Origin of the sequence: Phaeodactylibacter luteus, from assembly GCF_007993045.1 — a bacterium.
Taxonomy (GTDB): Bacteria; Bacteroidota; Bacteroidia; order Chitinophagales; family Saprospiraceae; genus Phaeodactylibacter; species Phaeodactylibacter luteus.
On the sequence record NZ_VOOR01000019.1, the window covers coordinates 56065 to 82159 of the forward strand.

The window sequence follows — 26095 nt, forward strand, 5'->3', positions numbered from 1 at the left end:
ACCATAAAAAAGAAAGGGGGAGCCGGCGGCTCCCCCTTTCTTTTTTATGGCAGGCCCGCAGTAATGTGCAGCGGGCCTGCCAATTTGTGCTAAGCGGCTATTAGCGGCTGGCCACCAACACCTTGGCCACGGTATAAGCATTGCCTTGCTCCACATAAACAAGGTACAAGCCAGGGGCCCAATCTGAAACATCTAACCTATGGACTTGCTCAGCAGCGCCTTCTTGCAAACGGATCTGCTGAACCAACTGCCCGCGGCTATCCACTACCCTAGCCACAGCCGCGCCTGCGGATGCATCGAGGCTGAAGGTCAGGGCCAGCCAATCGGTTGCAGGGTTTGGAGCAGCAGCAACCTCAATAGCTGCCGATACTGGCACTCCCCCCTCAGCTAGGATACCCTGTGGTGCCCCACCTCCAATGGGAAGGGCTTCTGTACAATTGACCGTCACAAAGTTGGAAGAAAGGTCAAAGCAATCGCTGCTCAACATCCCTTGCGTGATATCTGTCCCTGGGAAACCAAAGAGGGTACCGGTGTAGGACAAACCATATACCCGGAAGGTACCTACCTCTGAATCCGTAAAGTCTATTACCCCATCAGGGCTCATATCTATGATGCTGTTCTGATCATCCGTAACGACGAACATATACGGCACGTTGGCTGCTGCACCTGTACGGATGAAAGAGAGCAGATCAGGGGTTGTGTCCCCTACTGTCACCTCCACCAGATCGGCCCCACCTGATGTGAATACGGTGCCAGCCTCTGTACCTTCGTATACTACGGTGATGAAATTATCCGAGTATTCGAAGCAGCTAGCAGAAGCAGGCGCATCGGGCAGCTGACTGCCAAAACCGAGGATCATGTCCCCTTCCAGGCCGACACCCCAAACGTGGTACACCCCCGGGGCTGCGCCACTGAAGTCGATGATATTTGATGCAATATCGTCTACAATGACCTGGTTGTTGGCATTGGTGATCACATAGCGGTAGTTGTCATCGGTACTGGAAGTATTGATGACAATAAAGTCTGGCTCGTCGCCTAATGGGCAAAGGTATACGGTGTCAGAATCAGTACCCTCTACAGAAAGGGTACCCCCATCGACTACTCCACCCCGCGTAACGGTCAGGAAATTGCTGGACAGCTCGAAACAGCTGTTAGAAAATACGGAGACCGACTCAATATCATTGCCAATCAAATCGGCAATCACGCCCGTATAGGACAATCCATATACTCGATAATCGCCAAGCGGCAGGGAAGCAAAATTGTAGCTATCTCCATCAATTACATCAATGATAATGCCTCCGGAGCTAGCCAGTAAGTACGTATAAGCATTCACAGAAGTGCTCGATGTAGCAAAAGCTACAGTCCCGTCGGTCGGGCCTAAGCAAACCAGGGTTTCTGTTTCGCCAGCAGCAGTCATGACCATTCCGCCCTCCGGCTGATCCCGAAGGATGGTAATGACGTTGTCAGCCAAATCAAAGCAGCCATCTGATACAGCCCCGTTGTTGATGTTCTGCCCAATATTCAGCAGCAGGTTTCCTGTGTAGGAAATGCCCCAGATTTTGCTGATGCCGGTCCCGGCAAGATCAAAGTCGAACTCACCATTGGGCAGGAAGCCTAAGATGACGTCGTTCTCGTTGGTCAGAGCAAAAGTATAGTCTGCATTCGTTGCCGAGGAGCTGATGAACTGTACCAGGTCAGATACGCCATCGCCAAGGCAGATGCTGAGCTGATCGCCCGGCGCTTCCGGCTCTGTCAGGATGATACCGCCGTCTACGCCTATAGCATTGATTTCCACAAACTGATCCGTCACGTCAAAACAGCCATCGGACAGCACATCGTCGAATAGGTTTGCGCCAGGCAAGATGGTGATGTTGCCTGTATAAGAGATGTTGTATACCCTGTAGATACCTGGGACGATCCCCTCAAAGTCGAACACACCGCTGATGCTGCTGACGATGAAGTCGTTCTCGTCTGTAATGAGTAATGCTCCCGGGTTAGGGGTCGCGCCAATTACGGTGAAGGTTACCTCATCAGGGGCACCGTCTCCTACGCACAGCTCTAGGCTGACAGGGCCATCTATGGTCCCGATCACGCCGGCATCCGGCACTAGGCGGGTGATGGTCACGAAGTTCTCAGAAAGCCCGAAACAATCATCGCTCAGCATAGCTGTGGCAGCATCTTCGCCTGGCACTACGGTTAGGTTGCCTGTGTAAGCTAAGCCCCAGACTCTGCTCACGCCTTCTGGCAAGTTCTCGAAATCGTAGCTGTCCCCAGAAATGGCTTCCACAATGATGTTCTGCTCATCCGTGAGCAGGTAAGTATACAAGCCTACTACGCCTGTGCTGTCAAAACTTGCCAAATCCGCCATCCCATCGCCCGGGCAGGTCAGCAGGGATGATTCCCCTGATTCCAGGCTGACCATGCCGCCTTCCGGCTGCTGACTGATGATGGTCACAAAGTTTTCGGAAACGGCATAGCAGTCATCTGCCAGCACATCCTGCAGTACATCCGCGCCAATGATGATTGGCGTAATGTTCCCTGCATAGGACAACCCCCAAATCCGGTATACATTGGGCGCGTAGATGTCAAAGTCGACTGAGTCCGGCACAATGGTCAGAACGATATTGTTGGTATCCGTCAACAGGTAGGCATAATTGCCGCTAACGCCAGCACTGTCTAGCAGTACGGGGTCAGGTGTGCCGTTGCCAGGGCAAGCATAGACGAGCGTATCGCCACCCTGCGCACGGACCACCCCGCCTGCAGGCACATCGCGGACAATCGTCAGGAAGTTGTCCGAAAGGTCGAAACAATCATCGCTCAGAGCGGCGGTAGTCAGTGTGTCGCCTGCGGCAAAAACCAACGCGCCAGTGTAGGCTAGGCCATACACGCGGCTTACGCCAATACCGCCCAGGTCAAAATCAAAGCTATTGCCATCAATGATAAGGGTTACCACGTCGTTGGTGTCCGTCAGTACATAAGTATAATTGCTGCTGCCAGTAGTAGAGAAGGTCAGGATATCCGCATTGCCATCGCCTGGGCAAAGCGTGACCATATCCATATCCTCATCTGCAATGCTGACCATCCCGCCTTCTGGAGTTTCCCGCACAACGGTGATGAAGTTGTCGGAGAGGTCGAAGCAGTCGTCGCTCAGGGCTGTAGCCGCGGCATCGTCTCCTGCAGCTGCAGTGAAGTTTCCAGTGTACGCGACGCCCCATATCCGGCAAACGCCGGGCATAGCGGAGTCAAAGTCGAAGGTATCTCCAGAGGGCACTTCAAGGATGACGTTGTTCTCATCTGTAATGATATAGGTATAAGGGCCAGAAGAAGTCATTGTACTATCGGCTGAGATGAGGTCAGAAACATCATCACCAGGACAGGTGAAAGCGGTATCCCCTCCCCCTGCAAGCGCAACGTTGCCGCCTTCCGGCACTTCGCGGATAATAGCCACGAAATTATCGGAGAGGTCAAAGCAGCCATCAGTCAGGGCTACAATCGAGGCCGTATCGCCTGCTACAGCTGTGATATTGCCAGTGTAAGACAAGCCCCATACGCGGCAGGTGCCTACAGGTGCCCCATCAAAATCGAAGGTATCCCCTGTTGGGATATCAAGGATCACATTCTGATCATCTGTGATGATGTATGTAAAAGGCGTGATGGCAGCAAATGCGCTATCGAAGGAGATCAAATCTGCCACCCCGTCACCAGGGCAGGTATACACAATCGTCTCCCCGCTTTCAGTAGCGACTTCACCTCCGAATGGGATTTCGCGGACTATGTCTACAAAATTCTCAGAGAGGCTGAAACAGTCATCGCTCAGCGCAGCTGTGCTCAGGGTATCACCAGCTGCTGCGGTCAGGTTGCCGGTATAGGCCAAGCCGTATACGCGGACAATCCCAAGGCCTCCATTGTCAAAATCATAGGTATCCCCCTCAAATGCATCGAGCACGAGCCCTTCCTGATCAACAGCAAGGTAGGTAAAGGCGGGACCTGTCACTCCGGTACTGTCGAAGGAAATAAGATTGGCCTGGCCATCACCAGGGCAAATGAATATCAGATTGCCGCCGTCCTCTATTGTTATCTGACCTCCAACCGGTACTTGACGGATGACGGTAATAAAATTGTCGGACAAGTCGAAGCAATCGTCACTTAGGGCAGCCACCGAAGCCGTATCGCCTACTGCAGCCGTAATACTGCCAGTATAAGCCAAGCCCCAAACGCGGCAAATGCCTTCTGCCCCTCCGTCAAAGTCATAGGAATCACCATCTGCAAAACCTAGGATGATGTTCTCCTCATCTGTGACCACATAGGCATAAGGGCCAGAGGAAGTATTCGTGCTGTCGAAACTGAGCAGGTCCGCCATCCCGTCGCCAGGGCAAGTGATGACTGTGGTATCTCCACTAGCCAAAGCGACTTGGCCGCCCTCGGGCGTCTCGCGCACCACTGTGACAAAATTATCTGACAAATCAAAGCAGTCATCGCTCAATGCTACCACAGAAGCCGTATCGCCTACTTCAGCAACAATACTGCCTGTATAAGCTAGCCCCCATACCCGGCAGTTGCCTTCGGGCGCTTCGTCAAAGTCGTAGCTATCGCCCGCTACCAAGGCAAGGATAACATTAGCTTCATCTGTCACTACATAAACATAAGCCCCTTGAGAAGTACCGGTGCTATCAAAAGCAACAACATCCGGCCTACCATCACCGGGGCAGGTGAAGACCATGCTCATTCCTTGAGCAGTAGCCACTGAGCCTCCCTCCGGGGCCTCTACAATCACCGTGATAGCGTTATCGGAAAGGTCAAAACATTCATCAGAAAGCGCTGTCCCGCCGGCATCATCCCCCGCGTCAGCAGTTAGCGTGCCAGAATAGGCCAGCCCCCAAGCCAGATAAGTGCCTGCAGCCAACCCATCAAAATCAAAAGCACCATCGACTGCAAAGCCGATAATTTCCAAATCGGCTGTAGTCACTAAGTAAGTGTACTCACCTGTAGAACCGCCTGTGGTCGTGAAAGCAAGCAGATCGGGGCTGCCATCACTTGGGCAGGTAAACAATGGCCCTTCAGAACCATCTGCCAAGATGGTGCCGCCCATTACCGACTCCCGGCGTACGGTCAGGAAATTCTCAGACAAACCAAAGCAGCCATCTGCTAAGGGCCCTCCACCCATCAGGGCATCGCCCTCCATGGCCAGCAGCGCGCCGCCATAAGCAAGGCCCCAAATCCGGCAGACGCCGGTCTCGGCCCCTTCGAAATCGAAGCTCGATCCTGCTGCAACCGCTAGAATAGTATTCTCTTCGTCCGTTACAATATAGGTGTAGCTGTCTGCCCCCATAGAAGTATTCGTGAAAGACAAAACATCCGCCACGCCATCCCCCACACAGGCGAAAGCCTCATCAGTGCCATCTTCAAAGGCGACAGTACCGCCATCAGCTTCCTGCCGCACCACTGTGATAAAGTTGGAAGAGAGGCTGAAGCAACCCGCTGAAAGATCAGCTACATTGACGTTGTCACCGGCCACAACCGTCAAAGCGCCTGTGTAAGAGAGCCCATATACCAAACAGGTGCCTGTAGGCGAGTCCTCAAAATTGAAAGCGTCCCCTTCCACTATATCCAGCACGGTCCCGTCCTCTTCCGTAATCAGGTAGGCATAAGCAGCGCCAGCAGCTGTCTCCTTGGTGAAAGTCAGCTCATCAGGCTGCCCATCGTCTACACAGACCAAGGCACTGTCGCTACCGTCAGCCAGAGCCACCAGCCCGCCATCTGGCAGGTCGCGCGTGATTTCCACAAAGGTATTGGACAAGCCAGCGCAGCCAGATGCCAAAGCAGATGCGGTGACGTCCTCCCCGGGCATGATCAGCAAGTCTCCAGAAAACGCCAAGCCCCAAACGCGGTAAGCTCCTGCGCCCAGCAGGTCAAAATCATAGGTATTGCCATCCAGCACCGCTATCAAGCCGTTGTCAGCTGTAGTCAGGAGGTAGGCGTAGGAAGCCGTCATGTCACCATTGGAAGCAAAGCTGATGACATCACTAATGCCATCTTCCGGGCAAACAAAAGCCTCCGTTGCACCATCAACGGTTGTCACTTCCCCTCCATTGGGGACGAAGTTGAGCACTGGGATGAAATTAGTGGTGAGCGCGCCACAGATTGTGCCGAGAGGAGCTGTAGTGGCATCCTGACCGGGCTGTGCAATCACTTGCCCCAGCCAGGCAAACGCCCAGACGCGGAAATTGCCTTGGCCCAGCCCTTCAAAACTGAGGGTATTATCGATGCTTACCTGAAGGATAATGTTGTTTTCATCGGTGATGAGGTAGCCAAAAGGCATAGCCAGAGTACTGGTACGGAAATCGTAGGTTTCCGCCAGCCCATCGCCTTCACAGGTGATAATTTCTGTACCGCCACCCCGGATTTCTATGGTAGCGTAGTCGATGCATTGGACCGGGAACTGCGCTTTGGCAGCGGTGGGCCCTAAAAGCATGGCGAGGAGCAGGAGCGCCTCAAAAAGTAATCGTTTGACCTTCATAGATTAGTGCGGTTTTGCGTTATCCCGGCGTTAGGGGGCGGCCGGGAAAAATGACATTAGTATTGGAATTATGTGCTTCAATATCACTTCGAGCCTGGACATACGCATTCGATGAAAAGGCTTGGTGTGTGTGTTGTTTCAGGAGCTTTCAGGCAAGGGGGGCAAAATTTCAGGGCATGCGCCCAATCTGAATGCTTGTCCAGGTCTGTAGCCGGCTATGAGCAGAGCCCAGCCAGTGGAAAATGGCAGGAATGTAATTATTTGCAGGTTTCTTACAACAAGCCAGATGCCCGGAGTCCTTGGTTTGTAGTGGTTTGCAGGCTGCAGAGCAGCCGGTTTTACTGGCTTTACACGCACGTGCAAGTTATTATATTTTTTTCTATAAAAAAAGAGTTGCCACAAAAATGCAAAGGCATTATCAGACTCGCCGGGCTGGGCTGGTGAATTAGGAAAAAGCAACCGTTTTCGGCCACTCGCTGGCCTTTCTGAGGGCTCTGCCTGGGCTAAGGGACTGGAAAATGAGAGGGGGGAGCACACTTTTAACGGGCACAAACCAGATGGATGTTTCTTTTGGGCCTGCCCCTGCCCGCAGGCAGGTGCCGCTATGCTACGGGGCTCGCTGTCCGCTCGGCCCCTCGCCCTACAGGCGTCGGGTCTGGCCTTCGGCCACCCCTTCGCAGCGCTAGGCCAATGCCAGGCTAGAACCTGAAAAGCATAAACGCACGCGACATTTTGGTTTACGCCCCTTTCAACCCTTCAAAGCTCCAAGCCTGTCTCTATTCTAACAGCCCAATCAGCGCCTGGTACTCATCGAATTTTGCATCCTCATTTTTCATTTCCAACAGGTCGAGGAGCGCACCGCCCTCGTAGGCTTCTTCCAGTTCTTCTGCGGTGTGGGCACTCCTGACCTCTATCTTCCCTGCGCTGATTTGCCTGGCCCTCCAATTGTAAGTGGCTTCCATACGCTTCATGACCTCTTGGTTCACCATGACGAAATCAGCATCCTCAGCAGTGGCCAGTGCATCTTTAAAAGCCAGCTTGTTGCGGGCGAGCATAACACCCCGGGAAATGATATAATAGGCAGTATGCGCCCAAGCAAAACCACCGCCCGCCATTTTTGCGTACAGCACCAACTGCAGATCTTCTTCATTGCGCAGCAACTGCTCCCGGTAGGACTTGCCAGACCACTTAAGGTCCAGCACAGCCAATTCTCCCCCTCTTTTCAGGACAAGGTCGGCTATGCCTTTGAAAGGCTTGCCCAAGAAGGTGCCTTCCAGCTCTTGTTCTGTCCCTACAATGGACCAGCCGTTTTCACGAATGTGAAGCAGGAGGTTTTTAGCAGAGCGCTTGACTTCAGACAACAGCCGTAGCCGCTCAGGCTCCTGCCCGTACATGAGCAGGACCGCCCCCTCGCGGTCTAAGAGGCCGGGGAAAGTGCTATCAAGAAAAGCATCTACTTGTTCTGCCGGCCACCCCAAGACACCATCCTGGGTAAGCAAAAGCTCGAAGAGCCGGTGGGCGAGGTTGCCCATGAGCCGCTTTTCGCCAACAATACTCAACAGGGAAGTGCGCCGAAGGCGGGCTAAGCGCTTGAAGGCCCAAGTGTGCGGAAAGTAGAACAATTCTTCCAAGCTGCTGAAAGAAATCGGGACCTGCTCTGCTATTCGATGGTGCGCCTGCCCTTGCAGCATGATCCAGGGAGAAGGCTTGCCCAATGGGCGTGCAGGCAGCCGGACATATTCCGGTACCGCCGCAAACTGCTTTGCCCACGCTGGGGGCAAAACGGTTTCGCCTACCCTGTACGTAACCAGCGAAAGGCTGCCCAAGGCCGCCTCCAAATCGCCCATCAGCGGATGAGGCGTGACCGCTTGGCCATTGACAAAATCTGGCGCGGCCAAAATCAACTGGCGTACCGCCTGCCGCACTGGCTGTTTCCGGTGCCAAACCTGCAAAGCATTTTCCACCTCAGGCCCGGCAAGCTCAACGCCCTGTTGGCTCAGCCATGCTCTTTCCTTAGCATACCAACGGGAGAAAAAGTGGTCGCGCTCAGCCCCGGCAAAATTCCACCATACCAAATGAGATACCGGAGCGACAACAGCACCCGGCAGGGTCGTAAACTCTAGCCCGCCCTGTGCCCGCTCTCCCAACTGTACAGGCGCCGGCTCGTACACGGTGCGCACTACCCGCTCAAGTTGCAGATAAGTCAGGTCATTTTCCGGCAAGGCCTCCAGAAGCTCCTTTATCCTGCGCGCCTGTTGGCTAAGGACAATGAGCGAACGGTTGCGGCCATTATCTTCCTGAAAACATTCCCGCGCCCATGCAGAAAGGTAATTATAGATAGCAATAGCGTCTTTTTTCGGAGCAGTGCCCCGGATAGCATAACGGGGCCGCCTGAACCAAAAGCGATACTGGTTATCTGCTCTCTCGTACCTGGGGCCAGGATCATCCTCTGATATTTTCACCTCTGCGAAAAAACGGGCAACAGCCCTATTCCAATCATCACTGAAAAGGCCCGGGCGTTCAGCCAGTGCGGCAGCGAGCAGATTGCCGAGCTCTCGATCAAGAGGCTTCACCGCAAGCGAGACAAACTCCATAACCTTGAAGGGGTCAATGGGCGCCCAGAGGAAGACCGGGGCCAACTTCAGCACCTGCAGGGTAGGCCGGGCCAAAGAGGCCGAAAGCACGCCAATAGGCGGCTGGCCTTCCAGCGCTAGGGCATGGCTCAAAACTTGTCCGCCCCCGGGGACCAGCACTGCCGGCCGGAAATGGGGGTTGCGCTGCAAGAGCTGGGCCAGCCAAGCGGCAATGTCTGTATCTCGCTGCCCGCTCAGCACCAGCAAGGAGCCATCGCCTTTGCACGGCCCACCTCCAAGCCCAGCCCCCGACAAAGCAGCTTGCAGCCGCCCCAGATCGGTACGGTCATCGGGCTGCTGCTCAGGCAGTTGCACTACTTCACACCCATGCGCCGACAAGGTAGCAAGCAGCCGTTGCCAAGCAGGCGGCAACAGGGGCAAAGGCTCAGCATGGTGCAAGGATTGGAGGCTTAGCCGGCGTGCAGGCAGGGCGGTGAGTATAGCGGCCAGCCGGTCTGCCTCCCCAGGGGGGAAGGCCGTGCCCCAATTGCGCAGCAGCGCTTCAGCTTCAGCCAGGCAAGACAGCCGTTCCGGCGTGCCCCCCTCAGCCTGAAAGCTCCAGCCCGCCACCACCAGTTCGTCACGGCGGCTGAGCAGATCCGTAGCCACTGCAAATTCGTCCGCCTCAAAGGAAGGTTCGAAGAAGTACTCCTGGCCATTGCGCGACATATGCTGCAAGACCTGCCGGTACTGTTCTACACGAAGGATTTCGTTGTCTTTGGGAGCCCCCGGAAGGCCGAGCTGCCGCTCCAGCAGGTCTAGCAGCCCCCAAGGGCCTAAGACTTTACAGCCGGGCTTGTACATCAACGAGCCGGGCAGCGGCTCCTCATCGAGGGCCATTCCAAATACTACTTCCATATTGTTCTTGAGGTTGTCCAGTTGAAGTGCTGCCTCCGTACTGCCTTAGGGATGCGGTGTTACTACCCGCCCATTTCTTTGCGAAGCTCGTCCATTTGGCTCCTCCAAAGCTGTTTCTGATCGTCCACTTCGTCCTCATCGCAGAAGTCGGTAATGAGCAGGATCGTATCCCCTGTTACAGGCGACTTTGAGATTTCGAACTCCAGGTACTCCGTATCGTCGTCTGCATCAAGCCAGTGGAAACGAAGGCGCTCCTCTTCTATGTCGTCTACCAGCTCTGCTTCTTCTGCTGCGCCTTGCCAATAAAACGTGAAGCTATCCCCCTGTATATCAACCTGATCACAGAACCACCGTACCAAGCAGGAAGGCGTTGTGAAAAACTTGTAGACGATGGCCGGAGAGGCTTTAAACAGAAATTCTTGGGTGAATTTTACTCGTTCCATGTAGTACGCACAGGTTGTTGGTTCACGGTTGATTTTGATTTGCGGGGCTGCCGGGCAACAGCAGGGCAGCAGTTACTGTTGTTTACCGGTGTACCGAAGGGCACCGCCCGCACAATAAAGAATAAAAAAATGATTTTTCCAAAAACTAATCGTGCTACCCCCACCCAAAGCACGCCACAGGAAATACCAACAACAACAGCCTTTGCAAAAGAACGTTTCACGATAGCCGCCCACACGCCAAATAGATACTGCCCGCACAGCTAATCATAAGGGCAGGAAACTTATTCCCGCCTGTCGATGTTGCTTTATTGGATGTTAGGCAAAGGTTAACAAGGTATTGACTACGATGGTAAATAACCTTATTTTTGTGGGCTGTAAACAGGGACCACCAAGCAATTGTAAACAACGGGCAGGCATGCGATCAAAAATATCCATTTTCCTTTTTCTACCGCCTAAGCCGCCACCTCCCCCTGTTATCCTAAAAGCGCCCACCACATCTGCCATATTCAGGACCCCATTTTTGTAAGGGAAAACCAACCAACCATTTCAAAATATATTAAAATCCACTGTACATGAGACAGCTTAAGATTACTAAGTCTATTACTAATCGCGAGAGCCAGTCCTTGGAAAAGTACCTCCAAGAAATCGGCAAAGTAGACCTGCTGACTCCCGAGGAAGAAGTAGACTTGGCTAAGCGCATCAAGCAAGGCGATCAGGCTGCATTGGAAAAGCTGACCAAAGCCAACCTCCGCTTTGTGGTTTCTGTAGCTAAACAATACCAAAATCAAGGCCTCTCCTTAAGTGACCTTATTAATGAAGGCAACCTTGGCCTGATCAAGGCCGCTCAGCGTTTCGACGAAACCCGTGGCTTTAAGTTCATCTCTTATGCTGTATGGTGGATCCGGCAGTCTATCCTGCAGGCTCTTGCCGAGCAGTCTCGTATCGTCCGCCTTCCACTGAACAAAGTAGGCTCGCTCAATAAAATCAACAAAGCCTTCTCCGAACTAGAGCAGGAGTATGAGCGGGAGCCTTCTGCAGAAGAGCTGGCTGAAACGCTCGAAATCGCCACTGAAGAGGTGGAAACGACCTTGGGCGTTGCAGCTCGGCACGTTTCTATGGACGCCCCTTTCGTAGAAGGGGAAGACAATTCTCTGCTCGACGTACTTGAGAACAGCAGCACGCCCAATACGGATTCGCAGCTTGACTACAAAGAATCCCTGCGGCGGGAAATCGAGCGCTCTTTGAGCACGCTCACTGAGCGTCAGTGTGATGTCATCAAGCTGTACTTCGGCATTGGGGTAGAGCACCCAATGTCTCTTGAAGATATTGGCGATAAATTCGGGCTTACCCGCGAGCGGGTACGCCAAATCAAAGACAAAGCGATCAACAAGCTGCGCTCTGCCAACCGCAGCAAGTTGCTAAAGTCTTACCTTGGTGCCTAAACGGTTGGTCCTGTTTTATTAGAAGACTTAGTAAATAAAAAAGCGCGTACTGGCTTAGGCTGGTACGCGCTTCTCTGTTTATGGCTTGTAGTTGCCCAGGGTCATTGCAGGCTCAGCCCAAAAGCGGTACTGCCTTCTTCCCCAGGCGCTAGGCGCCAAAGGCCTTCTCCGTTGTTGAAGGCATCTATATTGCAGGTCATGGGCTCAATCGCCAGACAGTTGCGATGTGGCGGCGTGAACAGCTGAACATAGGGGTACTTCCCAGGGCCACACTCCTGCCAGTAGGTTAGTGTAGCATCCTGATATTGCAGCCGGACCTGAACCTGCCCCTCCTGCTGCCGCAAGGCAAATGCGTTGTCCAAGACCTCCGCATTGATGCGGCGGGGCTGCGAGAAGGTCGTATACTCGTACCGCTTGCCGGTAGGGATCATATTGGCATCTACCCCGATCATATCACAGGGGGGGAGACAAAGCAGGTGGTTCGCCAAGTCATCAGACAACCGGAAGTATGGGTGCCAGCCCATACCAAAGGGCATAGCTCTATAGCCCGTATTTTCAACACGCAGCCCTAGGCGGAATGCCCCCTCGCTAACCCGGAATATAGCTTCCAGCCTGAAAGGGAAAGGGTAGTACGAAAGCTCGCCATCGTAATCAAAGCGGCAGCAAATGCCCGCACCATCCGCTGTGGCTTCCTGCCAGGCCACCTCCATTCGTTGCTCCAGCCCGAAACCGTGCAGGGCATTCTCTGTCGGAGCGTCATTTATAGGGAATTGATAGTCGATGCCGCCCCAAGTATATTGCCCACGCCGTAAGCGGTTGGGAAAAGGGTAAAGCAGCAGGTTTTTTGCCCACAAGTTGGCCTGCATCTCTTTTGGAGACTGATAGGCATCTAGGCATTCCTGCCCATTCAGCTTAAGGCTGGTCACACAGGCTCCAAAACCCGGGACCAGCGTGAGGGAGGTATCCCCACCAGATAAACAATAGGCCGTGAACGGGCCGTAGTCTGAGGTATCTATGGTAAACATGAGCCTGTTTTTAATCCGTCAATGCTTCTTCGGATAAAAGGCGCAACAGCACCCCATTCGTCCAGCCGAAACCATCCTGCACGGGGTATTCTCCGCCGCCGGCTTCCAGCCCCATGTCCATGACGTTGTATTTTTCTACCATTTTGCCTGTATTCTGATACACCTTGCTGTTGAGCTTCACCCAGTTGGCTTGCACCCGCGCAGCCAGCTCCGTTTCCCCATAATTGCGAAGGCCTTGTATGCTTACCCATTGCAGGGGTGCCCAGCCATTGGGGGCATCCCATTGCTGGCCATTTTCCACTAAAGTACTGACTAAGCCCCCATCGTAGAGAAAATCCCGCTCCAAAACACCCGCTACCTGAGCAGCCTGTTCGGGCGTAGCCATTTTGAAGAACAGTGGGAAGGCTGCCGCCAAAGACCGCTGCCCGGTAAAGCCCCCCTTTACAAAATTGTAATCTTGGAAAAAAAGCTCTTCTGCATCCCAGCTATATTTGAGCAATGCCTGTTTCCGGTCTTCCGCTTTTGAGCGGAAAGCTGCAGCATCCTGCTCCTGGCCAGATAAATCATAGGCACCAGCCAGGCACCGCTCCAAGTTGTAAAGCAGCGCATTCAGGTCTACCGGGATAATCTGAGTGGTGACGATAGTCTCCAGCCGCAGGGGGTCGTCCAGCCACCGGCTGCTGAAATCCCAGCCAGACTCGCAGGCGGAACGGATGTCCCTGTAGAGCGCTTCAGCTGGGCGGCCGCTTTTTTCGGCCGTCTCCACATCATCTCGGTACATCTCTGCGCGTGGATAATCGCCCTCGTCCCAATACCGGTTGAGCAGGCTGCCATCTGGCATGGGCACCACATGCCTGACGGGCTCCCCTGTTTCTAGCGCCTCCTCCAGCCCATTCATCCAGAAGGCATATTCTTTTTCCAGCTGCGGCAAATACTTTTGGTAAACCGCCGCCCGCTGCCCATCTTGGGTTTTGGCCCCAGCCAACAGATCGACCATTGCAGCGAAGAAAGGGGGCTGAGACCGCGTCAGGAAGTAATCCCGGTTGCCATTGGGGATGAAGCCAATGGTATCGATCAGGTAAGCGAAGTTGTCCAGCATGTTTTCGATCATCCCATCCTGCTCCGAGACTTCAAGCCCCAGCATCGTAAAATAGCTGTCCCAATAGTAAATTTCGCCAAACCGCCCACCAGGGACGATATAAGCATTGGGCAAAGGGATCAGGGTCCCCTTCGTGCTTTGGCTGTCGGGCTGACGGGTCAATACAGGCCAGAGGGCCTCTATGTGCTCAGCAGGCGTACGGCTCATATCGGTCTGAAAGCCAGAAGCATACTGCCGGGGAAGCTCAAAGTATTGGAGCACAAAAGCCCGGAGGTCGAAATCCGGCTCATCGCCCATTTCGGCGTAAGCCTGAAGGATGGCATCATCGGGCTGCTTTGGGGTACAGTCTACAAAAGTTTTCCCATCGGGGAACACCTGCTGCATCTGTACATCAACGAACAACTGCCCCCATCGGTCTGCCGGGGAGCGGAAGGGGTCAACAGCTGCTGCTTCTTCAGCAGGCGGCGCTTGTGGTGTAGAGCCTGTACCACAGGCTAAAAGAGACAATAGGCTCCATGTCATAAAAAGGAAATGATGAGTACGCATAGTTCCGTTTCGTTTGGAGGGCTAAGTTAAGAACTTGCCGTTAAACGGGTGGCATCTGCCCAAAAGCGCAAAGCTTTGTTCACTGCTGCCGGTGAGGGTGCTGAATGAGCTCTTCGCTTTCAGATTTCGTCACAATGGGCACGCCAAATTTTTCGGAAAGGACATAAAGCAAAATCAGGGCTACGAGGATGAGCCAGAGCCAGTCCCAACGGGACAACAAGCGGCGCCGGGGTTTGGGAGCATCTCCAGACATAAGTTGTGGGGGCTTTTTAATGCTGGCCATCTAAAACTCCATGCGCAACCTGAGGTTCAGGCGGCGGGAGGTCAGGTAATTCGGGATGGCATATTGCTGGTTGAAAACAGTTTTGATCCAAGTATTGCCCGCCTGATTGCGCACCTGCATAAGGTTGAACACTTCTAGGCTGAGCCAGGTATTGCGGGTAAACCGAAGGAAGTGGTTAGGGTTGCGCTTCTGTTTTTCCGCATCGAAAAGCTGAAGGCTAAACCCGATATCCACCCGGTGGTAAGGAGAAAAGCGGTAAGTATTGCGGTACTCCTGATTGTTGCCCTGTAGGCCAAATGGCAGCCCGGTGCCCACCGTCAGGTTGAGGTGCATACGGAAATTCTCGCTATTGGGCAGATAGTCTTGGAAAAACATGGACAGGTTCATCAGCTGATCGGTCGGCCGGGGGACGTCCTCAACGGGCACGCCCTCTGACTGCCCCAGCTCGCGCACCAAGTGCTGCACACCGGTCAGGCTTTCGCGCGCCCGCAGGAAAGAAAGGTTGATCCAAGATTCTGCACCCGGGACAAATTCGCCGTTCAGGCGGAAATCAATCCCTGCCACATAACCGGAGGCATCGTTCTCACCAGAATAGCGTATGCGCACATTCTCTATTTCATAGGATACGACATCCCAAAGCTCCTTGTAATACATCTCTGTGATAAAGCGGAACTTTTTGGGGTTGCGCTTGCCCATGTAGAAGTCGTAGGTCAGCCCCCCCACGAAGTGAGCGGACTTCTGCGCCCTGAGCCGTGTATTTACCGTGCCGTCCGGGCGGCGCATTTCCCTATAAAACGGCGGCTGATAATAAAGCCCGCCCGCCAGCCGGAAGGAGATGTCGCGTTGCCCAGACAGGGGCTTATAGAGCAGCTGTGCCCTTGGGGAGAGGAGCAGCTCTTCGTTCAGGTCCCAATAGGAAGCCCGTAGGCCAGCGGAAAAGCGGAACTCCCCTTTGGATTCGTTGCGGTGGGTGAAGGTGTTTTGGACAAATGCGGTATAGCGCAAGGAAGACAGCTCATTGCGGGTCTTTAGGACATTGAACAGCAGGACATCGGTTGTATCATAAGGAAGGGAATAGCCTGCGGAGTCCAGGCGCTCCCATTCGTTGATGCGGTCATCGATAAGCTCTTGCTGTACTTTTACGCTCCATTGCAGGAAGTGGCTGCTCGTGACTTCCGGCTTATCGGGGTCGAGCTGAAGCTCGATACCGCCCTTGTGCTCAAAATTGTATAGCTGAATATCCAGGAAATTCCGTACAAACTGATGCTGCGTGCCGCTGCCCAGCTCAGCAATGACCTGCCCGAAGTTGCTGCTGCCCAGCCCACTATCTATCTGCCGCAAGCTGTAGCGGCCTATTATGTCGAACCGCTCGTTCTCATCGCTGCGGAAACTCGAGGCCAGGAATTTCAAGAAGAAAGGGTTGCGGCTTCGGTCAGGCAAGTAAGTTAAAGAAACGCCCCCCATAGAAGTCGTAAAGTCGTCCAGCTCCTGCCCTTCAAAAACACTGAACAGCTCCAGCGCAAAATTGACCAGGCCGAGGGCAGTGCTGCGCTCTGTTGGCGCAAAACGGTATTCAGAGCGGTTGTAATTGGCCAGTACGCCCAGCTGCCAGTCCCGGCTGATATCATAGGTGATATAGGCCTGTATATCCGCGAAGTTGGGCACATATTCCCCTTTCACATCAAGGGAGCCCAGCAGGTAGCGCGTCGTTTTGTAACGGGCCCCCATGAGGTAACGGAGCTTCCGGTAGCCATCCTTGCCAGCGTCCATACTGCCTTCCACGTGAGCCGACCCGCCGAGGAAGCTCATGCCCAAAGACGCCCGCAAGCTATCGGGGCGCTTGTACTTGATATCCAGCACAGAGGAGAGCTTATCGCCATATTTGGCTTCAAAGCCCCCAGAAGAGAAAGAGAGGCTCCGGGTCAGGTCTATATTGGCGAAAGTCAGCCCTTCCTGCTGACCGGCACGGATAAGCTGTGGGCGGTAAATCTCGAAATCGTTTACATAGACCAAGTTCTCATCATAGTTGCCGCCCCGGACGTTGTACTGTGAGCTCAGCTCGCCCCCTGTGCCACTGCTCGCGCCAAGAGCGATATGTGGCAAAATGCTTTCCAAATTGCCCGTGGTGGATGGCAACAGCTTGATCTGCTCCACATCTTCCCGTATAATGCCTGCATCTTCGATCTTGCTTTCCCTGACAATCACTTCGATATCGGAATTGAGCGGGGGCATGGCGACATCTACCTGCCGGCTAGTGCCCGAAGGCATGGGGCTGATAGCCGCCCGAACTTCCTGATAACCGATACGGGAAAAGACCAGCACGACCTCTTCATTGACCGGGATGGTGATGCTGTACCTGCCGGTAATGCTGGTTTCAACCGCCTTGCTTGTGCCATCGATGTAAACAGTGGCTAGGTCGACCGGGGCATCGCTGACCGCATCTGTGACCAAGCCTGTAACTTTGGCCAGTGCGCCACCTTGTGCCTGTAGAGCTGTGGAAGCAAGAAAGAATGCCAGGGAAAGGTATAGATATCTCATTGATGTGGTTATTGGGCGCTTGAAACAACGCTGGCTCAGAACAGGAACGCGGCAAAGGCTTTGGTATTTGGCCCGGGCGCTCTTTTGATACCCGGCTGCCCGGTTTAGGCAAACCGCTGCCACTCTCCGCCAATATCCTTCAGCCGGGCAACGGCATCAGCAGGGTCTTCCGCTTTGTAGACGCTACTGCCAGCGACCAGCACATCCGCACCGGCCTGCAGTATTTTTTCTGCATTCTGAAGCCCAACCCCACCGTCTACCTCAATAAGCACCTGCGCATTGCGGACCGTGACCAGGTCTTTTAGCCGGCGGAGCTTGGGGAGGGTGTTGTAAATGAACTTCTGCCCACCAAACCCAGGGTTGACCGACATCACACAGACCAAGTCCAAGTCTTCGATCACATCTTCCAAGGCGCTTACCGGTGTATGCGGGTTGAGGGCTACGCCAGCCTGAGCGCCGGTCTCTCTGATCTGCTGCAAGGTGCGGTGCAAGTGGGGGCAAGCCTCTATATGCACCGTAATGATATCTGCGCCTGCTTTGCGGAAATCAGAGATGTATTTTTCTGGCTCCTCGATCATCAGGTGAACATCCAGTGGCTTATTGCAGATTTTACGGGCAGCATCTACCATCAGCATGCCAAAGGTAATATTGGGGACAAAACGGCCGTCCATGACATCGAGGTGAAGCCAATCTGCTTCGCTATCATTGATGAACTGTATCTCCTCTGCCAGGCGCGTAAAGTCTGCGGCAAGCAAAGAAGGGGCAACCTTGTGTTTCATGTTGTCGACATTTAGGAGGGCGAATATACGGGTTTGAGGGAGACAGGGGGCGCAGAAGGTATAGGAATATCGTTGCCCGTCGCAAGGCTGCCATTCCTGCCGAATAAAAAAACCGGCGCAAAGGCCGGTTCCAAAAAAGCTTTGAGAGGCTATCTACATACCAAAAGGAGGGTGCCCTGTGGCACCCTCAAATAGATTCATGAGATTATAATTGCATTATTCTTCGCATGAGGCTTTTTACCCCGATGACCGGCAGGCAGTGTTTAGGTCGTGGATTATAATTGGTCAGTAGTGAGCTGCCGGTCGTTGTGTTGTCGATTATGATTTGTATCAGCAGGAGGCTAAATGATTATGATTTGTTATTAGCAAAAGGTCGTTTTCATGAGATAATGATTTGCTTTTGCTAAAGTAGCTGTTTGCCTTTTCTTACTGATTACATTACAAATGTCGGGGCATTTTTCGCCAAAGCTAAGTACATTTTTAAATATTACTGCACCAGAAAAAACAAAATACAAATCACAATAAGCTGAAAACCAATTTTTTAAACTTAAAAATAGTGGTGAAATCTGAAGAAAACAGGGCATTCTGGCGCTCATATCCCTTTTAAAAAGGGCGTAAACCAAACTATCGCAGGAGTATATGCCTTTCGGGCTTTATAGCCTGGCATTGGCCTAGCGCTGCGAAGGGGTGGCCAGCCCGACAGGGCCGAGCGGATAGCGAGCCCCGCAGCATAGCGGCACCTGCCCGCAGGCAGGGGCAGGCCCCATCACACCATCATAGCGACAGCCTGTTTTGTGCCCTTTCAAAAGTAGGCCCGGAACGTAAAAGCCCCGCTACTGATTGCAGTAACGGGGCTTGTGCCGCCCTTTGTCTGGTTTACTGGCTTTTAGGTTAGCAGGCAAAGAGGGGGAGCGCAAATGCCCTAACAAGCAAGGGCAGTGTTTCATGGTGTGGCACAAATATCAGCTGTTGCCACATATAAAATTAGTACATTTTTGTATATTCCTGCCTGAAAAAACCACCCACACACTGGTTAACCTATTATTTTACAGTGATTTGGCAATAAAAAAACTCAATTGTACTGGAAATCAATAACCATCATCCCATGTATCAAAGCCGCCTAGTACAGCATATCCGTGAGCTGCCTGCCAAGCAGAGAGAGCGCTTCCGGCAGTTTGTGCACTCCCCGTATTACAATCAGCACGACAAAACCCAAGAGCTTTTGTCTTTTATCTTGAAAAAACTGGACAAACGGCCCTCTTCCTTGTCTAAAGAGCGGGTGTTCAAGGCCCTTTTCCCGGGCGAGCCTTACGAAGAGCAGCCTTTGTACAACGTAATGTCTTACCTCAACAAGCTGTACTATAAGTTCATGGCTGTGCAGTTTACGGAAAAACAGCGCTACCAGGAGTCTTTGTTCACCTTGGAAGAAGCGTTTGACAACCATCAGTTTGACATCATGACCAACCGGGGCAAGCAGCTGCGCAAGAGACTCGACAAAGACCCCGTGCACGACAGCGAATACTTCATGGCCAGCTACCGCCTCAACCACGCGGTAGGCTACTATAGCGGGCATTACTTCGACCGGGCAGAGACCAATACGTTTCAGCAAATGCTCGATGACCTGGACAAATACTATATCGTTGAAAAGCTCAGGAATTGCTGCCACCTGACAGCCAACTCCCTCATACTCAATACTTCTTATGAATTCCAGATGCTCAATGAGGTACTGGCCCATATACAAGCTAATTGGGGATCCTACCATGCCGAGCGCTCTATTGTGCTCTACTATACCGGCCTTATGAGCATGCTCGAGGAGCAGGAGCCCAACCATTATCAGCGGATGAAAAGTATGCTGGACCGGGAAATGAAGCATCTTTCTGAAAAGGAAGGGCGCGACCTCTACAGCTTTGCTTACAACTACTGCATCCGCATGATCAATGCAGGGGAAAGCGCTTATCAGCTGGAGCTGTTCAACCTCTACAAACAAGGCTTACGGCAAGACCTGCTGCTCGACAAAGGCATGATCTCAGAATGGGACTACAAAAACATCGCCACCCTGGGGGCCAGGCTCAAAGCGTTTGAATGGACGGAAGCCTTCCTGCATGAATACCGGGGCAAACTTCCTCCACACCGGCAAGAGAATGCCTACAATTACAACCTTGGCAACCTTTACTACAACAAGCAGATGTACGAGGAAGCCCTGTCGGCCCTGCTGCTGGTGCAGTTCACGGATGTCAAATACCACCTGAGCACCACCTTCCTGCTGCTGCGCACCTATTATGCCCTGCAAGACACCGAAGCCTTGCTTTCTCTGATTGAGACCTTCCGCATTTATGTCATACGGAACCGGAAAATGACAGTAGAGCAAAAGCGGGGGTACACCAATTTCTTGCGTTTCGCCAAAAAGCTGGTCCTCCTGAAGCACAATGCTGCCTACTCTAAGCGCGACTTAGGCAAAGAGCTGGAGAGCCTAAAAGACAAAGTAGAAGCCACAGAGAATGTCATCAACAAATATTGGCTGTTGGAAGAATGCCAGGTGGCTGCCCAAGAAAGGGCTGCTAAACCTTAGCGCCGGAAAGGGCCTCCCCTCTCCTGACTACCCTTTCTGCCCCGCCTTCTTCCCGGAAAACCGGCTTTATGCCCATGCTGAGCCAAAAACTCGCCCGGTCCTGCAATTGGAAGTGGATGTGCGGCTCCGTCGAGTGGCCTGAATTGCCGCAGTAGCCTAGGATGTCACCGGCCTCAACCTGCTGCCCTGCCCTCACCTTTATGCTCCCCTTTCTAAAGTGGGCGATAAAGCTGAAGACATTGGCTTAATGCCGTATGACGACAAAATTCCCCCGGAAATCCCTGGCTTTCCAGTCGATAGCGCCATCACCTACCCCCTGGAAATCGTCTGCCGTACCCTTGACCGCTACCACCCTGCCATGGGCAGGGCTGCATACCGCTCCGCCCCAGGCATAATAATCGGACAGCTCATCGCCGGCAGCAGTATGCGAACGCCCATCCCTGTCTGTTTTGACAAAATCATAGGCATAACGCTGCGCTAATAAGTGCCAAGAGTGAGAGCTGTCTTTATCTGGGCCGCCATTGACAGCAATCCAGGTGCCCTGGAAAGGGGGGGCACAGATATAAGGCTTGGGAGCGCGCCGGGTGAACAGCATGCTGCCCCACACTATGAACTGCCCCAACATTTGCAGCGTGCTCCGGTACAAAGTGAACGGGTTGAGCTGGCTGTAAAAAAATGACTGCCAATAGCCAGGCGGCGCCTCTCCCCCGCCCTGCCGCACTATGGCTGGCAGCTACAGCCGGCCAGGCTGCATCTTCGAGGTTGCCCTGTGTCATGTCTTCGTCGTTCACGATAGTCGTCTGGCCAAATACTACCGTATGCTGGGCCGAAGCAAGGAACAGCATTAGGCAGGCCATAAATACGGCGGTGAAGCGTTTCGTTTTTTTACTCATCTTTTAAATGTGTTTTACAGCCCATCAACCCGAAGCCTTTGACATCATAGCGCGCTAGCTCATCCATTTGCCATCTGTGCAGGCTGGGCAATGAAAGCCGGCAGTACCAACACGATGGCGTGCAGCCTTTTGAATTGAGCAACGCTGAACATAGCGGGCCGCATATCCTAAATGCTAGGTTGGCGGGCTATTAGGTGAAAAAATATCCTCTGCAGAGGGGCACAAACCAGATTGTAGTTTTTTTGCTTGCCCCCTCCGTAAGGATAGGGGCCTGCCCCTGCCATGGGGCAGGTGCCGCTATGCTGCGGGGCTCGCTATCCGCTCGGCCCTGTCGGGCTTGCCACCCCTTCGCAGCGCTAGGCCGATGCCAGGCTATAAAGCCTGCGACATTCTGGCTTACGCCCCTGCAAGGCTCAGGAAGCAGGGTTAAAAGCAGAGAAATCGTACTTGTCGTAAGACTCTGCCTCCATCACATCAATAGCAGAAGCAGACATCTCCAGCTCGGAGCCGAAAGCATCGTGCAGGGCATGACCTACGATGGTGCCGATGTCGTAAGCCGCTTTGACGGTGCCCACTGCAGCGGAAACGACGGCCACGCCGGCAGCGATAGCCGCCCAGCTGGCCTCCGTCTGAATATCCATCTGATCAGTAGCAGCACCGTTGTAGGTGCTACTTTGGGCGAAAGCCACAGAATTATTGAAGGATACGCCGAGCAGGAGCAGGCAGGTCAGGAATACCGAGAAAAACTTCTTTGCGGAATGCTTCATTTGAAAAAAATTTAGGTGAAAAAATCGATTGGGTGCCCTTCAGGCACAGCAAGGGCGGTCCGGCACATGGCCGGAGAGAAGCCTTGGCAGCCAGGAATATGGCTGCCCGCAAACCTTGGAGCCGCCAGCTAAGCGGCACCGGCAGGCTTGTCAAACGGCAAGGTCGTTGCCTACAATGATAGAAAGGTACTCTAGGATTTCTTCGAGGGTTTCGAACATGCCCAGATCAATAGCAAGCAACATTGGGTGCTGTGAGAGTAGTTCTAGTAGATCCATAGTCATCAAGTGTAACTTTAGCGTGTGATTTATTGCTCAAATATTGACAATTACTTAATTTGAGTCAACGACAGTTGCACAGCGCTCTTACCCTGTTAATTCTTGCCCAGCGCCACACAATTTCCCAATAAGCAATTGATAAACAAATAGTTACAAAACCCCACTTTTCCCCTGAATCTTACATAGGAGCAGTGCGCCCGTGCCTATTCAAACACCGGTAAAAAAGCCGATTTAACCTATGGAAATCCTAAAAACCTTAATCCGGGCGGTGCCCGCGAGAAAATTAAAAACCCTGCGCCTCCCACACGCCCCCCTCCCGGGGGAGTCCAGCTCCAAGCTTTACGATTTGTACAGCGGCATCAGCACCGGCCGCTTTGACGATGACGGCTCCGCGGCACAATCCCTTTACGGCACCACAAAGCCAGGCAACAAGTTTTCCAAACTCAAATACGACTTGCGCGCACAGCTCCTGCGCCTCCTCCCCTTTGTTATGCTGGAGAAACCAGAGCTCCCAAAGCCCTACCCTGCTATTTATCAGTGCTATGCAGAGTGGACCGCCATCAGGCTCCTCTACACTTTGGGGACAACACAGGCCGCGGTCAAGCTATTGAAAAAGCTGTTGCGCAAAGCGGAGCAGTATGAGCTCTATGAGATTGTCATTGGCGGCTACCGCCTCTTAAGGGCATACCACGGGAACACCACCGGGTCTCAGTCCAGCCTGAAAGATATTGAGCAGAAGCTCATACAGAGCCTGAGCCTACAAGCTGCAGACATGGCCGCAGAAAGTGCTTACTACCACCTCATCAGCCATTATGTCCAAGACAAATCCACCAAGGTGTTCATCGCCCAGCAGGCAGCAGAAGCGTTGGAAAAGCTCAAACCGCAAGTGCCCGGATCCCCTTCCAACAACTTCTTCTTCAAATACAAAATGATCGAGCTCATCCACCATATGAGCTTGTATCATTATAAGGAGGCCATCTCGATTTGCGAAGAAGCCGACTGCTTTTTCCGGGGCAAACCATTCTTCTATACCCAGCACCTCGTTATTTTCCAGTATCAGTGGATTGTCTCCAGCATACAGCTCGGCCAATTCGACCAAGCCCGGCAAATTGTAAGGGCGAGCCTGAGCATACTCCGCAAAGGCAGCTTCAACTGGTACAAAGCCAAGAAGCTGGAAGCCCAGGTCGCTCTTTACGAAAATGATTACCTCCGGGCTTACCAGATCACCGTCCAGGTGGCCCGCCGAAAACAAAAGCCGGAGGGCCACCCTGTACTGCACGAAGAGTGGATCCTTATTGAAGCTTATATGAAACTCCTGGCCATGGCTGGGCTCATCCAATTGCCTCAGGGGCAGCCCAGGCTACGCCCTTTCCGGCTGCAGCGCTTCATGAACGAGTTCACCATCTTTTCGCAAGACAAGAGGGGGATGAACATCCCGGTGCTTGCAGCACAGATCCTTTTCCTGATCTCCAAATCGGACTTTGGCCAGGCCATCGACCGCTTCGGCGCAATTGAGAAATATGCCTACCGCCACCTTAAAGCAGAAGAGCTCACCCGGTCGCGTGTTTTTTTCCGTACCCTTTCCCAACTAGCTGATGCTGGCTTCGCGGTAGAAAAAGCCAAGGAGCTCCGGCAGGAGTTTTTGCTAAATTTGAGCGCTCAGCCGCAAGCGCCCAAAAATTACCACATTGAAATCATCCCTTATGAAGACCTCTGGCCATTGCTTTCCATACTGCTGGAGCAAGCAAGAAAGGCCAAAAGAAATACCGCCAACTTATAAAACCAGCTTTGCCATGCCAGTCCAAAACAAAAGCCTCGCCCTTTGTGCAGCCGCCTTTATGCTTTTTGCCCTTTCCCTCCCACCCATTCAGGCACAGCAGCCATCGCCCAAACGCGAATTCCGCGGTGCATGGGTTGCTACAGTGCTCAGCCTCGATTACCCTGACCGCCCGACCACCTGGCCCGTTGCCCTAAAAGAGGACTGGAAAAACCTGGTGGCCGGGCTCAAGGCCGCGGGCCTCAACGCGGTCATTGTACAAGTGCGCCCAGCTGCTGATGCTTTCTACCCCTCCCGCTACGCCCCTTGGTCGGCCTACCTGACCGGGCAACAGGGGCTGCCGCCAGAAAAGGGCTTTGACCCGCTCGAGTTCATGATTGCAGAAGCCCACCGGCAGGGCCTGGAGTTTCATGCCTGGCTCAACCCCTACCGGGCTAGCATGAACCTCGACACTACCGCCTTCGCCCCGGGGCACGTCTTCCACCAGCACCGCAAATGGCTCCGCTCCTACGGTGGGCGCTATTACCTCGACCCAGGCATACCTGCAGTCCGGCATCACCTCAGCAGCATCGTGGCCGAACTGGCAGCCCAATACGATATCGACGGGCTACATTTCGACGACTACTTTTACCCTTACCCTGTGGCGGACGCCCCTTTCCCAGACAGCAGCAGCTTTGCCCGCTACGGTGCCCGCTACGATTCTGTTGCCGACTGGAGGAGGTTCAATGTAGACCGGCTGATCCAAATGACGGATTCCACCCTGGCGCGCCATAAGCCCTTCGCACAGTTTGGGGTTAGCCCTTTCGGCGTGTGGAGGAACCTGGCAGATGACCCGCGCGGGTCGGCCACACAGGCTAGCGTCAGCACTTATGACCACCTCTATGCAGATGTGCTCCGGTGGGCGCAGCAAGGGTGGGTCGACTACCTCGTACCTCAATTGTATTGGCATAGGGGGTTTGAGCCTGCCGACCATACTGCCCTGCAGGAATGGTGGGGGAAGTACCGTGGCAAGGCCCGCCTATACATCGGGCATGCTGCTTACCGCGCCGGCAATAGCACACATGAGCAATGGCGCTCTGCCGGTGAGCTTCCCGCACAAGTGAAGCTGGGCAGAGCAAACCCTGAAATAGAAGGAGCGGTATTCTTCCGTGCGGCTTCTTTGCTTGAAAACCGGCTTGGCACCCGCGACAGCATACAGCACCTGTACGCCTTGCCCGCACTGCTGCCGGCCAGGCCAGGCGCTTCCGATTGCAGCAGCCCTAGGCTTAAAAAAGCAAAAACCAAACGCAAAGGCAACCTGATCCGATGGAAGGACAGCCGAGGCACAGCAGAGGCCCGGCAGTTTGTCATCTACCGGTTCGAAGGGCAGAAGGCTGGCAGCCTGGAAGAGGCTAGGGCCATACGGTATATATCCCCTGCCAATCGGGGGCAGCGCCGGCACAAATTCATAGATGGGGAGGCTCAGGCGGGAAAAGCGTACACCTACATCATTACTGCTGTAGACCGCGCAAGGAGGGAAAGCCTGCCAAGCCGGCCGGCTGTGGTTCAGCCCTAATGCCCAAAACAGCCCAATCGAGCAGCAATATTGTCATTTATTTTAGCCAAAATAAGATTTTGTGCAAAAAACAAACACAAAGCCCTTTATATGTG

Annotated in this window: 17 protein-coding genes; 4 read left to right on the forward strand and 13 right to left on the reverse strand. The window is 53.5% G+C overall.

Annotation, left to right across the window (positions count from 1 at the left end):
* Positions 1-100: 100 nt before the first annotated feature.
* From FRY97_RS10675 to FRY97_RS10690, 4 genes are all read right to left on the reverse strand, one after another.
* Complete coding sequence (locus FRY97_RS10675; RefSeq protein WP_147167516.1) at positions 101-6517, reverse strand: T9SS type A sorting domain-containing protein; 6417 nt, start codon at positions 6515-6517, stop codon at positions 101-103.
* Positions 6518-7293: 776 nt separating this feature from the next.
* A complete protein-coding gene (locus tag FRY97_RS10680) occupies positions 7294-10008 on the reverse strand; it encodes a PD-(D/E)XK nuclease family protein (protein ID WP_147167517.1) in 2715 nt (904 codons plus the stop codon).
* Positions 10009-10070: 62 nt separating this feature from the next.
* Positions 10071-10451, reverse strand: a complete 381-nt coding sequence (locus FRY97_RS10685; protein ID WP_147167518.1) for an START-like domain-containing protein — start codon at positions 10449-10451, stop codon at positions 10071-10073.
* A gap of 315 nt (positions 10452-10766) precedes the next feature.
* The gene (locus FRY97_RS10690) at positions 10767-10955 is read right to left on the reverse strand and encodes a hypothetical protein (protein ID WP_147167519.1); all 189 of its coding nucleotides are present in this window, start codon (positions 10953-10955) and stop codon (positions 10767-10769) included.
* A 68-nt stretch (positions 10956-11023) separates the two neighbouring features.
* Between FRY97_RS10690 and FRY97_RS10695 the strand changes: the two genes are divergently transcribed.
* On the forward strand, positions 11024-11893 hold the full coding sequence (locus tag FRY97_RS10695) for a sigma-70 family RNA polymerase sigma factor (RefSeq protein ID WP_147167520.1): 870 nt from the start codon (positions 11024-11026) through the stop codon (positions 11891-11893).
* A gap of 101 nt (positions 11894-11994) precedes the next feature.
* Here the strand turns inward: FRY97_RS10695 and FRY97_RS10700 are convergent, their stop codons facing one another.
* From FRY97_RS10700 to rpe, 5 genes are all read right to left on the reverse strand, one after another.
* A complete protein-coding gene (locus FRY97_RS10700; RefSeq protein ID WP_147167521.1) occupies positions 11995-12918 on the reverse strand; it encodes an aldose 1-epimerase in 924 nt (307 codons plus the stop codon).
* Between the two features lie 10 nt (positions 12919-12928).
* Positions 12929-14563, reverse strand: coding sequence for an alpha,alpha-trehalase TreF (treF, locus tag FRY97_RS10705; RefSeq protein WP_147167522.1), 1635 nt, complete (start codon positions 14561-14563; stop codon positions 12929-12931).
* Positions 14564-14642: 79 nt separating this feature from the next.
* On the reverse strand, positions 14643-14816 hold the full coding sequence (locus tag FRY97_RS22355) for a hypothetical protein (protein ID WP_170254591.1): 174 nt from the start codon (positions 14814-14816) through the stop codon (positions 14643-14645).
* Between the two features lie 30 nt (positions 14817-14846).
* Positions 14847-17384, reverse strand: coding sequence for a TonB-dependent receptor (locus tag FRY97_RS10710; RefSeq protein ID WP_147167523.1), 2538 nt, complete (start codon positions 17382-17384; stop codon positions 14847-14849).
* Positions 17385-17488: 104 nt separating this feature from the next.
* Entirely contained in the window at positions 17489-18163 is a 675-nt protein-coding gene (gene rpe, locus FRY97_RS10715) for a ribulose-phosphate 3-epimerase (protein WP_147167524.1), read from the reverse strand.
* Positions 18164-19268: 1105 nt separating this feature from the next.
* Here rpe and FRY97_RS10720 point away from each other — a divergent pair.
* The gene (locus FRY97_RS10720; protein WP_147167525.1) at positions 19269-20732 is read left to right on the forward strand and encodes a hypothetical protein; all 1464 of its coding nucleotides are present in this window, start codon (positions 19269-19271) and stop codon (positions 20730-20732) included.
* Here FRY97_RS10720 and FRY97_RS10725 read toward each other — a convergent pair.
* The 4 genes from FRY97_RS10725 to FRY97_RS23210 form a co-directional block, all read right to left on the reverse strand.
* The gene (locus FRY97_RS10725; RefSeq protein WP_147167526.1) at positions 20722-20958 is read right to left on the reverse strand and encodes a M23 family metallopeptidase; all 237 of its coding nucleotides are present in this window, start codon (positions 20956-20958) and stop codon (positions 20722-20724) included. The genes FRY97_RS10720 and FRY97_RS10725 overlap by 11 nt on opposite strands.
* A gap of 18 nt (positions 20959-20976) precedes the next feature.
* Entirely contained in the window at positions 20977-21378 is a 402-nt protein-coding gene (locus FRY97_RS10730; protein WP_147167527.1) for a hypothetical protein, read from the reverse strand.
* Between the two features lie 660 nt (positions 21379-22038).
* A complete protein-coding gene (locus tag FRY97_RS10735; protein WP_147167528.1) occupies positions 22039-22392 on the reverse strand; it encodes a hypothetical protein in 354 nt (117 codons plus the stop codon).
* A gap of 150 nt (positions 22393-22542) precedes the next feature.
* Positions 22543-22668, reverse strand: coding sequence for a hypothetical protein (locus FRY97_RS23210; RefSeq protein WP_262712237.1), 126 nt, complete (start codon positions 22666-22668; stop codon positions 22543-22545).
* A 238-nt stretch (positions 22669-22906) separates the two neighbouring features.
* Between FRY97_RS23210 and FRY97_RS10740 the strand changes: the two genes are divergently transcribed.
* Positions 22907-24448, forward strand: a complete 1542-nt coding sequence (locus FRY97_RS10740; RefSeq protein WP_147167529.1) for a hypothetical protein — start codon at positions 22907-22909, stop codon at positions 24446-24448.
* Between the two features lie 13 nt (positions 24449-24461).
* A complete protein-coding gene (locus FRY97_RS10745) occupies positions 24462-26000 on the forward strand; it encodes a glycoside hydrolase family 10 protein (RefSeq protein ID WP_170254592.1) in 1539 nt (512 codons plus the stop codon).
* Positions 26001-26095: the final 95 nt, after the last annotated feature.

What these genes read in the sequence shown, in the direction of transcription:
- FRY97_RS10675 (WP_147167516.1), bottom strand. Translation starts at nt 6,517, where the DNA reads ATGAAGGTCAAACGATTACTTTTTGAGGCGCTCCTGCTCCTCGCCATG.
- FRY97_RS10680 (WP_147167517.1), bottom strand. Translation starts at nt 10,008, where the DNA reads ATGGAAGTAGTATTTGGAATGGCCCTCGATGAGGAGCCGCTGCCCGGC.
- FRY97_RS10685 (WP_147167518.1), bottom strand. Translation starts at nt 10,451, where the DNA reads ATGGAACGAGTAAAATTCACCCAAGAATTTCTGTTTAAAGCCTCTCCG.
- FRY97_RS10690 (WP_147167519.1), bottom strand. Translation starts at nt 10,955, where the DNA reads ATGGCAGATGTGGTGGGCGCTTTTAGGATAACAGGGGGAGGTGGCGGC.
- FRY97_RS10695 (WP_147167520.1), top strand. Translation starts at nt 11,024, where the DNA reads ATGAGACAGCTTAAGATTACTAAGTCTATTACTAATCGCGAGAGCCAG.
- FRY97_RS10700 (WP_147167521.1), bottom strand. Translation starts at nt 12,918, where the DNA reads ATGTTTACCATAGATACCTCAGACTACGGCCCGTTCACGGCCTATTGT.
- treF (WP_147167522.1), bottom strand. Translation starts at nt 14,563, where the DNA reads ATGCGTACTCATCATTTCCTTTTTATGACATGGAGCCTATTGTCTCTT.
- FRY97_RS22355 (WP_170254591.1), bottom strand. Translation starts at nt 14,816, where the DNA reads ATGTCTGGAGATGCTCCCAAACCCCGGCGCCGCTTGTTGTCCCGTTGG.
- FRY97_RS10710 (WP_147167523.1), bottom strand. Translation starts at nt 17,384, where the DNA reads ATGAGATATCTATACCTTTCCCTGGCATTCTTTCTTGCTTCCACAGCT.
- rpe (WP_147167524.1), bottom strand. Translation starts at nt 18,163, where the DNA reads ATGAAACACAAGGTTGCCCCTTCTTTGCTTGCCGCAGACTTTACGCGC.
- FRY97_RS10720 (WP_147167525.1), top strand. Translation starts at nt 19,269, where the DNA reads ATGTATCAAAGCCGCCTAGTACAGCATATCCGTGAGCTGCCTGCCAAG.
- FRY97_RS10735 (WP_147167528.1), bottom strand. Translation starts at nt 22,392, where the DNA reads ATGAAGCATTCCGCAAAGAAGTTTTTCTCGGTATTCCTGACCTGCCTG.
- FRY97_RS23210 (WP_262712237.1), bottom strand. Translation starts at nt 22,668, where the DNA reads ATGGATCTACTAGAACTACTCTCACAGCACCCAATGTTGCTTGCTATT.
- FRY97_RS10740 (WP_147167529.1), top strand. Translation starts at nt 22,907, where the DNA reads ATGGAAATCCTAAAAACCTTAATCCGGGCGGTGCCCGCGAGAAAATTA.
- FRY97_RS10745 (WP_170254592.1), top strand. Translation starts at nt 24,462, where the DNA reads ATGCCAGTCCAAAACAAAAGCCTCGCCCTTTGTGCAGCCGCCTTTATG.